This window comes from Mucilaginibacter calamicampi, assembly GCF_042676765.1.
In the GTDB taxonomy this organism is placed as follows: Bacteria; Bacteroidota; Bacteroidia; order Sphingobacteriales; family Sphingobacteriaceae; genus Mucilaginibacter; species Mucilaginibacter calamicampi.
In genome coordinates, this window is record NZ_JBHTHU010000006.1 from 167105 (window position 1) to 180219 (window position 13115).

The following is a 13115-nucleotide window of genomic DNA, read 5'->3' on the forward strand; positions in this document are numbered from 1 at the left end:
TAGCTGCATTTTTAATGCCTATTAACCAACCTATTAATATAAACCTGGAGGCGTTAAGAGGATATGCAGCCATTTTTGTTGTTATAGGGCATTGGACACTTAACGGACAATATACCCCTATGCCTTTAGTGGTGTTCTCCCCTTCTCCTCATTTGTTTCTCCTGGTATTTTTTGTACTATCCGGATATGTAATTACCATTAGTAATAAGGGTATGGCTAACTATGCCCAGATAATTAATTATGTAAAGAAAAGACTGTTAAGGATATATCCCATCTATTTTTTAGCGCTGCTTGTCACGCTGATTATAGCCGGTTTTCACTACTCAGCTTCGGCTATTTTCTGGAACTTTGCAATGATGCAGGATCTGATCACTTCTCCGTTTGCTGAGAACGGGCCAACCTGGTCGCTGCATTTTGAGATGCTTTTTTACCTGTTATTTATACCGCTGATATTCTTCCGTTTAAATTTTATAGCGGTATTGGTGTTATCTATGCTGCTAGCGGTATGCAATTATTGTTTTCAATTACAGCTTTACCCACCCATTGTTTCTTTATACCTGTTAGGCTTTGCGTTTTGGATGGGTGGCGCTTGTATAGCTAAATATTTTACTGCAGAACAAGCAGAAGTTGACCACGCCAAACTGTTAAGCGCCCTTTTTTTTATATTGGCAACAGACCAAATGATAACCCGGTCGGGTTTGCCGGCTTTAAGAGATAGCGCCGGATTTTTGTTATTTAAACAACATTTGCCCGATACGCCACCGGGCATAGGGGGCATGGCCATTGTTTTGGGCTACCAGGACCTGGCGCTGCTACCGTATTGTCTGTATACCGTTTTGGTGTTTTCAGGGCGTAAGTTGAAGCATGAGGGTTGGTGGTTTACTTTGTTGTTGATGCCCTTGCTGTACAGCGTGTATGTGGCATTAACAGAACCCGCGCGTGAACACGCCATGGCGTTTGCTGCACCGGTAGGCTATCTGGGGTTAAGTTTAATATTCAGGTTCGTCAATTGGCCGGTTATTGAGGGGTTGGGCCGCGCGATGGTGCGTATAGGTGCCTGGCTGGGGAGTATATCTTATGGCATTTATATTATACATGCACCCTTGCTTTACCTGGTAGGGCGCATTAATATTGCAGGCAACCCTTTAATGGGATATTTAATAAAGTTGAGCTTGTTGTTTGCGTTAATAATTATGATGGCTTATTTGCTTGAAAAAGTCTTTCAGCTGCGGATCAGGAACCTCATCTCAGGCAAAATTAAGGCAAGCTAATTTAACCGCCAGCCTAAAACCATAAAGTATCCGCGCCGTTATTATAACAAAGCGTTATTAATGACCAACTATTTTTCCGGCACAAGTGGCCTGGTATTGCCCGTGCCTAATAAAACATATTACCCGCCGGAGTTTTCAGACAAAAGCAGGTTGAATTATTACGCGTCTTTGAATAATAGCATTGAGGTAAATTCCTCATTTTACAAAATACCGCTTGCCCGTACCGTAAACAAGTGGGCGCAGGAAGTTGGTGAAAATTTTAAGTTTACTTACAAGCTGTGGCGCGGAATAACCCACGAAAAGGGATTGATTTTTGATGTTGCGCGTGTTAATAGCTTTATGGCAGCTATTAATGCAGCAGGTAACAAAAAGGGTTGCCTACTTATCCAGTTGCCCCCGTCGGCAAAGGCAGGCCTCATGCCGCAATTGCAACATCTTGTTAACTGTGTTTTAGAGGCCGATGCCGACCGCGGCTGGCAGATAGCAATAGAAGTACGGCATGCGTCATGGTATACAGACCATCTGTTTGAGTTTGCCGAAAGCAATAAGATCAGTATTGTACTTCAGGATATTCCGGCCTCGGCTACGCCCTTGCATTATTACGATATAGCCGATACGGTTTACCTGCGCTTTCACGGACCGGGCGGGAAATATCGCGGCAGCTATCCTGACGATCTATTGTACGAATACGCCGGTTACATACGCGAATGGTTGGAAGAAGGTAAAACCGTTTATACCTATTTTAACAACACCATGGGCGATGCCGTGCGTAATCTGCAAACGTTAAATCTGATTGTTAACCAGGGTATTTAGCGCTTATTCTTTAGCCAGCGGCAAACTGAAATAAAAAGTAGACCCTTCGCCGGGTTCACTATCTACCCATATTTCTCCGTCATGGCGGTGGATGATCTCGGCGCTTAGGTACAAACCTATGCCAAAACCCGAAATGTGCCTTGTATTGCTGCTTTCCACACGGAAATAGCGTTCAAACACTTTTGCTTTGTCCTCGGTTGACAGGCCAATGCCTTCATCTTTAACACTTACGTGTACTTTGTCTCCTACCAGTTCGCACGTAATTTCTACTGATTTTCCTTTAGGCGAGTATTTAATAGCATTGCTGATGAGGTTGGTAACCACAGAGCCTATCTTGTCGGCGTCGGCATTAACCGTTACGCTATCGCATTGGTGTACCGTGATCTGGTGCGTAGAAACGGTTAGCGCTGTTTCTTTAACAACATCTTCAATCAGCCCGTGCAGATCAAACGCCTTCTTGTCTATTAACAGTTTTGCAGATTCAAGGCGCGATACATTCAGAAACCCGTTGATCATTTTGCTCATCCGCTTAACCTGTAAATTGGCTTTTTCCATTGCTCCGGCTAAAAACGGATCTTCGCTGTTTTTTAATTTGGAGTTGGCAACCTGCACTATAGCGGTAAGTGATGTTAGCGGGGTTTTTAGCTCATGGCTAACCATACCTATAAAATCGTTTTTGCGCTGGTCATCTTCTTTTTGCTCGGTTACATCATTGGTAATGCCGGCAAAATAAGTGTCTGAGCTATTAGTGACCTGCTGAAAAGTGCCAACGGAGCGCAGCCAGCGCTGTTTGCCATCATGAAAGCCTATTACCGGGAAGGTAAGATCGAATTTGGTGCCTTTTGTAAGTACTGCTTGTACCTTGTCATGTGCAATTTGCCGGTAATCTTCGCGTATCTGCCCTACAAGGTCTTCATAAGTAACGTTTTCATCACGCCCGAAACCATGCAACTCTTTTAAACGTGGTGAAGCATAAAATTCCAGTGTTTTGGTGTTCATGGAGTAAGTGCCCGAGTCGGAAGCTTCAATGGCTAAATGAAGTGCCGTCTCGCTTGTCTCCACTTTCTGCCGTGCTTCCAGCAATTGCTCATTTACCAGGGCCAGCTGGTTATTGGTGGCCGTTAGTTCTTCGTTAGATGCGGCCTGCTCCTCGTTAGTTGCGGCCATTTCTTCGTTGATGGCCTGTAATTCTTCTGAGCTTTTAGCCAGTTCCTCTTCTAATAATTTTCTTTCACTTACGTCGCGGGTAGTACCGGCAATGGCCTCCACTTCGCCATGCTCATTAAATACAGGTACCAGAATGTAATCATAAATGCGCCGGCCCAATGTAGCATGCGGAAAGGCAACCTCGCCGCGTAAAGGCCGTTTGGTAGCCACTATCTTGTCCGTTTCACGCTCGTGCATGGTAGCGTGCCATTCTTCGTAACCATGGTCTCTAAAGCCGTAACCAACTGCCGTATCCCAGGTTTTGCCCCACATGTTAAGCAGCGCTTTATTAACGTAGGTAAATTTATAATCCAGATCCCATACATACATCAGGTCGGGTGTTTCTGATGTAATGGTTTCGTAAATGCGCTTTTGCCGGTCGGCCTGTTCGCGGGCCTCACGCAATTGCTGCTGAACCGTCATCATGCCGGTCACATCAAATGCTATAGCCAATATTCCGTCAACGTGGTCGTTTTCATCCCGCCAGGGCTGATAGCTGAAGCTGAAGTAACGATCCTGTGTAGGCCCGCCTTCGTATTCAGCAATGGGCACCAGCAGTTCGTTCATTTCAAACGGCACGCCGGTTTTATAAACATTTACTATAATATCCTGCAAAGGTGTGCCCACAAGTTCGGGCATAGCCTCAAATATGGGGCGCCCCAATAAGGTACGCCCAGGCAGAAATTGCTGGTAAACCGGGTTAACCAACTCGTAAACAAGTTGAGGGCCGCGCAGGATGCAGATACCCGCGGGTGCCTGCATAAAGAAACTTTTAAACCTGTCTCGTTCGCGTCTAAAAGCCAGTTTTTCTGCAACTTCCTTTTCGCGTTCTGTAACCTGTTGTGTGTTTTCTAAAACCCAAACCGATACTTTGCTTACTTTACCCGCTTTATCTTTTACAGGCGAGTAAACAAAGGTTACAAAGATATTTTCTATATGGCCGTGTCGGGTAAGCGTTACCTCTACTTCATTTCCATAAAAAGGTTCGCCGGTTTTTATAACGTCGGCCATTGCCGGCTCGTGATAAGGCCTGGTTTCTGAGAATACCTCCCAATAGCGTTTGCCGAAAACTTCATCGTAGTGCTTTCCCGCAACCTGGAGGAATTTATCATTTACGATCTCCGTCACCAACGTGTCGGCGTTCAGTACACAAATGCCGATAGGCGCAGTTAGTATGGTTTTATGTAAGTCTTCTCCGTCGGCAAATACCATAGTAATATGACAGGTTTTAAAATCAACAACCAAAATAACTAAAAAACAATGTTTTTGTTTAAATTGAGCCTGCAGGTTGTCGGAATATTTACAACTTTAATGTTTGAGCAACGGCGATGCTTGAATCCGCTATTACATCTGCCAACAAAAAAACCCGCGATCGTGATTTTGCGGGTTCTTAAATATGGCCGGCGTGTAACCTACGCGTTCTTCAGCAAATAGCCTTTAAATCCTTCAAAATCCTTACCCAAGGCAACCGCTTGCTTACCTCTGGATTGTAAAGCCTTAACCTGCTCCGGAACTTCAACATGTGCCGCAACCTCGCCTTCGTAAACGTCAGGAAATTTGCATGGATGCGCAGTGGATAAAAATATGCCGGTTGCTTCATTATTAGCATCCTGCTGATAGTCTTTTAAGGCGCGCCAGGCAATTGCTGTATGCGGGCAGGCTACATATTTATAGCTATCGTAAATGCTTTGTATAGCGGTGCTGGTTTCCTCGTCGGTATAGCTGTAGCCTTTTATTAACGTTTTAAGCTTATCGGCATCATCTTTAAAAAGGTCGGCAATACGCACCCAGTTGCTGGGGTTGCCAACGTCCATCGCATTTGATAAGGTAGCTACCGAAGGTTTCGGCTCGTAAACGCCGGTTTTTAAATATTGCGGAACGGTATCATTAGCGTTGGTGGCCGCTATAAATCGCTCAACAGGTAAACCCATCTTCCAGGCTAATAAACCCGCCCCTAAGTTGCCAAAGTTGCCGCTTGGTACAGAGAATACCACCTTGCTTTTACCTTGTTTAAGCGCTTGTGCATAAGCGTTAAAGTAATAGAATGTCTGCGGTATTAAACGTGCAATGTTGATGGAGTTGGCTGATGTTAAGCGATATTTTTCATTTAGTTCAGCATCGGTAAACGCTTGTTTAACCAATGCCTGGCAATCATCAAAAGTACCGTCTATCTCCAACGCGCGAATGTTTTGGCCGTTGGTTGTTAACTGCAGTTCCTGTATGTCACTTACTTTTCCTTTAGGATAAAGTATGGTTACGCGCGTGTTGGGTACACCTAAAAAGCCTAAAGCTACAGCACCGCCGGTATCGCCTGATGTTGCCACCAAAACGTCCAGTTGTTTTTCGCCCGCTTTAAGGAAGTAGCTCATTATACGGCTCATAAAGCGCGCGCCAAAGTCTTTAAACGCTAATGATGGGCCATGGAAAAGCTCCAGCACATAAACTTTATCTTCCAGCTTTACAATTGGCGCGTAAAAGTTAATGGCATCGTAAATTATGGCTTTCAGATCGTCTGCCGGAATGTCATCACCTATCAGGTTATTAGCCACATGATAAGCAATTTCCGGTAGCGAATAACCATCCAGGTTATTTAAAAAGGTATCGCTTAAACGCGGAATAGACTCGGGCATGTAAAGCCCCTTATCCTGTGGCATGCTGTTAAACACTGCTTCTTTGAAGCTTACTCTTGATTCCGGGTTATTGGTACTGTATAATTTCATTTTTTTGATTTCGAATTTCGAATGTTCGATTTCGGATTTATTTTATTTTAATTTCGAATTTCGGATGTTCAATTTCGAATTTATTTTATTTTTTGTCATTGCGAGGTACGAAGCAATCGCGAACTTTTCTCCGTGCGATTGCTTCGTACCTCGCAATGACAGTTTTTTAACATTCACTCATTCACAACTCACTCAATCACTCATTATAAAACCCTTGGTCCGGCATCATTTATCGGCGATACATAGGCTTGCGAGCCAATTTTTATGCCGGTTAAATGCTTTTGTAATTTTTGAGTGATCTGCCTGGCTGTTTCTTCATCTTTTGTAAACGCGAACACTGAGGGCCCCGAGCCGGATATACCAAAGCTTACAGCACCGGTTTGCATAGCTATCTCGCGCATTTTGTAAAAATCAGGTATTAGCATAGAGCGTACCGGCTCAACCAATACATCGTGCATACTGCGCCCTATCAGGTCAATATCGCCCATAAATAAACCGCTTACCAAACCGGCAATATTGCCCCATTGGGTAACGGCATCCTTCATGTATATTTTATTGCGGATGATCTGCCTGGCCTCGCGGGTAGGTACATCAACATCAGGGAACACAATGGCGCAATACAAGCCTTTAGGATGCGGTAACCTTACCACATCAAGCGGCTCATAACTGCGGATCAATACAAAACCGCCAAACAAAGCCGGAGCTACGTTATCGGCATGGCCATGCCCGCAGGCCATTTCTTCGCCTTTTATGGCAAAGGGCAGGAGTTTTATAGGGTCGCTATCATCGCCTAAAAGAGTTTTAATTGCAAACAAACCTGCCACGGTACTTGCCGAGCTTGAGCCCAAACCACTGCCAATGGGCATTTTTTTGTGTAGCTCAATATCCAAACCTATATCAGCACGACCTATGCTTTGCAGGTAATGTTTAACGCTAACACTAACCGTATTTTTTTCCGGATTAAGCGGCAGCCTGCCATCATCGCCGGTAATTTTGCTGATGGTTATGCCGGGCTTGTCCGTAACGCGCATTATTACCTCATCGCCGGGTTCATTTACTGCAAAACCCAGTACATCAAAACCGCATACTACGTTGGCAACGGTGGCAGGGGCAAAAACTTGAACACTATCACCCACGCCCCCCCCGCCCCCTAAAGGGGGAGCTGATTTTGAGGCGGCTGTACTCTCTGTTATTTTATTATTCATATAAATATCAAACTATCCTCCCCCTTCAGGGGGTAGGGAGGCTATCAAACTATTGTTCCCCCTTTAGGGGGTTAGGGGGCTTACGCTCCCACATTTATCAGATCAGCAAACACACCGGCTGCCGTAACTTCTGCACCGGCACCCGGGCCCTTAACCACCAACGGACGTTCACGGTACCTATCGGTTGTAAAAGATATAATATTGTCGCTGCCGGATAGGGTAAAGAAAGGATGGTCTTCGCCAACCATTTCCAAATTGATTGCTGCTTTGCCGTTCTCTAATATGCCTATGTATCTTAAAACCTTGCCATTCTTTTCAGCTTCAGCTTTTAAGTTGGCAAAGTAGGCGTCTTCGGCTTTTAAGGCAGCATAAAAATCATCTACAGATGTAGCATCTAAACAAGCCTGCGGTAAAATGCTGCCTATTTTAACATCATTAGCTTCCAGGCTATAGCCTGCATCGCGGGCCAGGATCAGCATTTTGCGCATAAAGTCGGTGCCACGTAAGTCATCGCGCGGGTCAGGTTCGGTATAACCTTTTTCCTGTGCCAGTTTAACCACATCATGAAAACTTACATCACCCTTAAAATTATTAAAGATGAATGATATGGTGCCCGATAAGATAGCTTCAATACGTTGCACGCGGTCGCCACTGTTCATCAGATCTTTTAATGTACGGATGATAGGCAAGCCTGCACCCACATTGGTTTCGTAAAAGAAATCAACACCATGCTGGCGGGCCGCATCGCGGAATAATTTATATTGATTGTACGGACCGGAATTACCTATTTTATTACAGGTTACAATGGATATGGTAGATTTTAAAACATCACCGTAAAACGCTATAGGTTTAGGACTGGCGGTATTGTCAATAAACACGCAGTTAGGCAAATTCATGCTCTGCATTTTGGCAACAAAACCGGCCAGGTCGGCAGCGTCGTGCGATCTTTCCAGTGCTTCTTCCCATTCATTCAGGTCTATACCATCACTATTGAAAGCCATTTTACGGGTATTACTAATGCCCGCTATTTTAACCTGTATGCCATTGTTTTCTTTCAGGAAAGCAGCGTGAGCATTTAATTGATTGAACAGCGTTTTGCCAATGTTGCCGGTACCCAAACAAAATGCATGCAGGGTTTTGGTCAGCTCAACAAAGAAAGCATCGTGAACGGCGTTTAAGGCCTTGTTCAGATCGCTTGCTGATATGATAACCGATATATTGTATTCTGATGAACCTTGCGCTATGGCACGCACATTTACGCCATTGCGCCCCAACGAGCTGAACAACTTGCCCGATACCCCGGGGGTTTCCTTCATGTTCTCGCCTACAACGGCTAAAATGGCAAGGTCCTGCTCAATATCTATGTTCTCCAGTTTTTTGGCCATGAGTTCTAACTCAAATTCATGTTCAATAACTTTCAGCGCTCTTTCGGTATCACCCGGCGATACAGCGAATGTAATGCTGTGCTCTGATGATGATTGGGTGATCAGGATAACGTTGATCTGCTCGCGGGCCAACAAAGAGAACAAGCGGCCGCTAAAGCCCGATTTACCCACCATGCCACTACCCTGAACATTAAGTATGCTGATGTTATTGATAGAAGAGATGCCTTTTATAGCCAGGTTGGATGGCTTGCAGTCATGCCGTATAAAAGTTCCTTTAAACTCCGGTTCAAAAGTATTGCGGATAACAATTGGGATCCGTTTCATAAACGCCGGGATCATGGTGGGTGGATAGATCACCTTAGCGCCAAAGTAGGATAACTCCATAGCTTCGGTATAGGTCAGCTCAGGCAAGCTGAAAGCCTTTTTTACCATGCGCGGATCGGCAGTCATCATGCCGTTAACATCTGTCCAGATCTCAATTTCAGCCGCGTTTAGCGCTGCCGCGAAAATAGCGGCGGTATAATCGCTGCCGCCACGACCGAGGGTAGTTATCTGCCCCTGATCATTACCGGCAATAAAGCCGGTTACAAACAGCATGTTATCCTTATGCCCGTTATAAAAACCACGGATCACCTGATCTGTAATTTCACTTTGAACTCTGGCGTTACCAAAGCTGCTGTCGGTTTTTATCAGTTCAGACGCGTCAACATAAATAGCTTCAGGGAAGTACTGTGCAGCTATTTTGCTTATCATCATGGCAGAGCAACGCTCGCCATAGCTTAAAACAAGGTCGCGGGTTTTCGGGGTAAGTTCGCGCAGGGTAAGTACGCCCTGCAAAAGTTCTTCTAACTGATTGAAATTAAGTTTAAGGCGGGTTAAAGCAGGGTTTTGGTTCTGTATCTCCAAAAGCTCTTTTACCACATCAAAATGGCGACGCTCCAGTTCGGCAAGGCCGGCAACAAAATCTTTTCCGTCGGCAGCTTCTTCGGCCATTGAAAGCAGCAGATTGGTTACACCGCTCATGGCAGACAGTACCACAATGGGCTTTTTGCCTGTGGTTGTCACCTCGTTCTTTAAAATATCAATTAAAGTACTGATGCTCTGACCTGAACCTACGGATGTGCCGCCAAATTTTAAAACTTTCATTTAATTATTTTTTTTTCAATGGTAATGAAGCTGTCATGAGCGATTTTATTTTTTGTAGCTCTTGATGGTTTCATTTTTGTAATAGCTATTAAACAAAAACGCCTTCCCCGGTTTCCGGAGGAAGGCGCTCATGTGGTTTTTTCTTTATCTGGTTACACCATACGATTACCTTCCTCCGATATTGATGCCGGTGGTGGTAATGGTTGTTGTTATGGTGTTAATCTTTATCATTGTTTTATTGCGTGGGCAAATTAAAGGGTTAATTTTCTAATTAGCAATATTAAAGCGTTATTTTTTTAATTAAGTCTACAGACTTTGTATACCTTGCCCATGCGGAACATTCTTATACCGTTTAGCCAGGTAGCCGGTAGCAAGTGCGGGATCAATGTCAACCACCAATACTCCCGGTACGGTATAGGGCTGATGCGCCATATAACTGCCATCGGGCGCAATTACCGTACTGGCGGAATCTGGATAAGTAAAAGCATAGTTGGCGCTGGCAAAGTAAACCGCGTTTTCTATTGAACGCATCATCATGGCCTTTTCATAATACGGACTGTTTTTATCACCCCATTCGGTTGGTACTACACCGCTTTTATTGCTGCCCGAGCAATGCGGATGGAATACCACCTGTGCGCCGCGCCTTGCCGCCCACCTGGCCGTTTCGGGGTAGCGGAAACCTTCATGGCAGATAACTATGCCGAATTTAAGTCCGTTAATAAGGAAAATTTGTCTATCTGTGCCAGCCTGCCAGATATCGTCTTCGCTGGGGTCAAGTTGGTTTTTTGTTTGATAGCCTAACAGTTCGCCTGTTGGGGATATTACCTGCGCAACATTCAAATATGCACCATCAGCATACCAATCCATCGGCAGTATTATAGCGATATTGTTATCAGCGGCTATACCTTGCGCTGTTTCCAAAGCAAGTTGTAAAGTTTCGGGCGAGCACTTTTCTACATTAAACTCCTCGTAAGGGTAGCCGGGAAGGAATGATTCGGGAAAGCAAATGATCTCTGCTTGTTGTGCTGCAGCCTTTTGCGTCAGGTCTTTAAGCGAATCCAAACCATCACTTAAAGATTTTGGGAATGGGGGAGAAGCTAAGGCAATTTTCATGGCGGTGTGAGTATTTTGTTAGTAATGCATTTAAGACTTTGGCGTTTCGACTGTTAACTCCTTCCCTTGGGAAGGGTGCGGCTGTCTGTGAAGTGGCGGGAAGGGGTTAACAAAGCGGACTAAACCCCTCCCTGCACCCTCCCAAGGGAGGGAATCGCACAGCCCAATGCACCTTTTTTTCCATCGCTACTAGCAAAGCCGTTGTTTTAACTAAATATACGCACTGTTTTTAAATTTATACCTTTACACCTTTAAATGCAGGGATTAGTTACAAAATCAACCGGAAGCTGGTACCAGGTGCAAACACCTGATGGGGAGCGGTACAACTGCCGTATAAAAGGTATTTTCCGTACAAAAGGTATCCGTACAACCAACCCTATAGCTGTTGGCGATGTAGTTGATTTTGAAATTGAACCCGATCAGGAAACCGGTGTGATATCCCACCTGCACCCGCGTAAAAATTATATCATCCGCAAATCTGTTAATCTTTCTAAACAGGGGCATATACTGGCGGCCAATCTTGATCAGGCCTTGCTGATTGTTACGCTGGCATCGCCACGCACATCATTGGGTTTTATTGACCGTTTTTTAGTTACCGCCGAAGCTTATGATATTCCCGCCATGCTGGTATTTAACAAGCTTGATCTGTTTAGCGGCGAGGGGCTGGAAATACTGGCCGACTACAAAGCCATTTATGAAAACGTGGGCTACCCGTGTTTTGAGGTATCGGCAACAAAGGGAACCAATATTAACCACGTTCAGGATACTTTGAAAGACAAGGTAACTTTATTGTCCGGCCATTCCGGCGTAGGTAAATCGAGCTTAATTAACGCCTTATTACCTCAGCTTGATCTGCGCACCAATCAATTATCTGAATGGAGCGACAAAGGCACGCACACCACCACCTTTGCCGAAATGTTTGAGCTGCCACAGGGAGGATTTATTATTGATACCCCCGGCATACGGGAGTTAGGCATTATAGATATTGAACAAAACGAGTTAGGCCGCTTTTTCCCCGAAATGCGCGCCCGTATGCAGGATTGCCGCTTTAACAACTGCCGCCATATTAACGAGCCCGGCTGCGCGGTGTTGGACGCTTTGGAGAATGAAGAAATTGAGCTGTCGCGGTATGAGAGTTATCTGAGCATTTATAATGGGAATGATACAAGGGCGTAGAGGCTCGCCTGTCTTATTTAGATATAACTACTACTTTTATTGGCACTGCCGGAACATTTGAAAACTGCTGCTCTATACCATTCTTATAAAGCGCATACTCGTAACCCCCCTTACTAATTGTATAAATATCATCTTGATGTAGAACCGCATTTAAAAATTGTGAGTCATTTGCACTGGTTGAGTATTCGGCCCCGTTTTTCCAAATTGTAGCGTATTGATTATTGGATAGGCTTGACGGTCCAAATTTTGTTCCTACAATGTAAATGTCAGCGCCGTTAACAAATATATCTTTTGCACTCCCGCGCTTAGCAACAGGTACCACTGCGCCGTTTTTCCAATAAACTACTGTACCATCTTCGAAATTTATTCCTTCGTCGCCAGCTATGTATATATCGTTGCCGCTAACTGTGATTCCTGCTGCATAAGTTTTTAAATTGGGGTCAGCTGAATTCGTTAAGGAAGGCAATTCATTAATAACGCCATTTTTTATATAAATAGCTCTTCGTATGTCGCCTGTTATTTTTATACCAGACATATAAATATCGTCACCTAAAATAGCAATGTCCTCTATAGAAACAGGAGTTGATAAAGGTGGTATTAAGTTTGTTTTAATACCGTTTTTCCAGCAAACAGCGGCTTGGTCACCGCCAAGCACATACACATCAGTACCTTTTACTGCTATTGCTGTTGTAGACGGAAAATCTGCCGTGCTTTCTAAATCGACGCATATGCCATTTTTCCAATAACAAGCCCGTTGTTGACCATCATTTGTATACCTATAGCCTGATACATAAACATCATTGCCCTGAACAGCGATGTCGGTAGCTTTTATCCCCTTTTTCTCTAATAAATTGATGGATCCGTTTTTCCAATAAGCAGCTTCTGTTTGTAAACTACCCATAATGTGAGTAGCAGTATGCCCTGCTACATAAACATCAGCTTCTTTTTTTTCTTCAGGTTTATTGCCTGATTTTTTGCAAGAGCAAGCACCAATGGCGATAAAAAATAAAAGAATGGAAATTCTGAAATGCATATTTAAGGCTGGTTTGTTATGCAAACTTATAATTTTAGTTTAAAAAA

At 44.3% G+C, this 13115-nt stretch carries 9 protein-coding genes; 3 read left to right on the top strand and 6 right to left on the bottom strand.

Annotation, left to right across the window (positions count from 1 at the left end):
* The first annotated feature begins 14 nt into the window (after positions 1-14).
* A complete protein-coding gene (locus tag ACFQZS_RS10340) occupies positions 15-1271 on the top strand; it encodes an acyltransferase family protein (RefSeq protein ID WP_377099893.1) in 1257 nt (418 codons plus the stop codon).
* 60 nt (positions 1272-1331) lie between these two features.
* The gene (locus ACFQZS_RS10345; RefSeq protein ID WP_377099895.1) at positions 1332-2084 is read left to right on the top strand and encodes a DUF72 domain-containing protein; all 753 of its coding nucleotides are present in this window, start codon (positions 1332-1334) and stop codon (positions 2082-2084) included.
* Between the two features lie 3 nt (positions 2085-2087).
* Here ACFQZS_RS10345 and ACFQZS_RS10350 read toward each other — a convergent pair whose 3' ends face one another.
* The 5 genes from ACFQZS_RS10350 to ACFQZS_RS10370 form a co-directional block, all read right to left on the bottom strand.
* The gene (locus ACFQZS_RS10350; RefSeq protein WP_377099897.1) at positions 2088-4502 is read right to left on the bottom strand and encodes a PAS domain-containing protein; all 2415 of its coding nucleotides are present in this window, start codon (positions 4500-4502) and stop codon (positions 2088-2090) included.
* A 200-nt stretch (positions 4503-4702) separates the two neighbouring features.
* Positions 4703-6010 (bottom strand): threonine synthase, encoded by a 1308-nt coding sequence (thrC, locus tag ACFQZS_RS10355; RefSeq protein ID WP_377099899.1) that lies wholly within the window; start codon positions 6008-6010, stop codon positions 4703-4705.
* Positions 6011-6213: 203 nt separating this feature from the next.
* A complete protein-coding gene (locus ACFQZS_RS10360; RefSeq protein WP_377099901.1) occupies positions 6214-7215 on the bottom strand; it encodes a homoserine kinase in 1002 nt (333 codons plus the stop codon).
* An 80-nt stretch (positions 7216-7295) separates the two neighbouring features.
* Entirely contained in the window at positions 7296-9746 is a 2451-nt protein-coding gene (gene thrA / locus ACFQZS_RS10365) for a bifunctional aspartate kinase/homoserine dehydrogenase I (RefSeq protein ID WP_377099903.1), read from the bottom strand.
* A 306-nt stretch (positions 9747-10052) separates the two neighbouring features.
* Positions 10053-10859, bottom strand: coding sequence for a carbon-nitrogen hydrolase family protein (locus ACFQZS_RS10370; RefSeq protein WP_377099905.1), 807 nt, complete (start codon positions 10857-10859; stop codon positions 10053-10055).
* A gap of 255 nt (positions 10860-11114) precedes the next feature.
* Between ACFQZS_RS10370 and rsgA the strand changes: the two genes are divergently transcribed.
* A complete protein-coding gene (gene rsgA, locus ACFQZS_RS10375; protein WP_377099907.1) occupies positions 11115-12035 on the top strand; it encodes a ribosome small subunit-dependent GTPase A in 921 nt (306 codons plus the stop codon).
* Positions 12036-12048: 13 nt separating this feature from the next.
* Here the strand turns inward: rsgA and ACFQZS_RS10380 are convergent, their stop codons facing one another.
* A complete protein-coding gene (locus ACFQZS_RS10380) occupies positions 12049-13068 on the bottom strand; it encodes a hypothetical protein (RefSeq protein WP_377099909.1) in 1020 nt (339 codons plus the stop codon).
* Positions 13069-13115 lie beyond the last annotated feature (47 nt).

Coding starts and splice junctions, on each gene's coding strand:
- ACFQZS_RS10340 (WP_377099893.1), top strand. CDS start 15: ATGCCTATTAACCAACCTATTAATATAAACCTGGAGGCGTTAAGAGGA.
- ACFQZS_RS10345 (WP_377099895.1), top strand. CDS start 1,332: ATGACCAACTATTTTTCCGGCACAAGTGGCCTGGTATTGCCCGTGCCT.
- ACFQZS_RS10350 (WP_377099897.1), bottom strand. CDS start 4,502: ATGGTATTTGCCGACGGAGAAGACTTACATAAAACCATACTAACTGCG.
- thrC (WP_377099899.1), bottom strand. CDS start 6,010: ATGAAATTATACAGTACCAATAACCCGGAATCAAGAGTAAGCTTCAAA.
- ACFQZS_RS10360 (WP_377099901.1), bottom strand. CDS start 7,215: ATGAATAATAAAATAACAGAGAGTACAGCCGCCTCAAAATCAGCTCCC.
- thrA (WP_377099903.1), bottom strand. CDS start 9,746: ATGAAAGTTTTAAAATTTGGCGGCACATCCGTAGGTTCAGGTCAGAGC.
- ACFQZS_RS10370 (WP_377099905.1), bottom strand. CDS start 10,859: ATGAAAATTGCCTTAGCTTCTCCCCCATTCCCAAAATCTTTAAGTGAT.
- rsgA (WP_377099907.1), top strand. CDS start 11,115: ATGCAGGGATTAGTTACAAAATCAACCGGAAGCTGGTACCAGGTGCAA.
- ACFQZS_RS10380 (WP_377099909.1), bottom strand. CDS start 13,068: ATGCATTTCAGAATTTCCATTCTTTTATTTTTTATCGCCATTGGTGCT.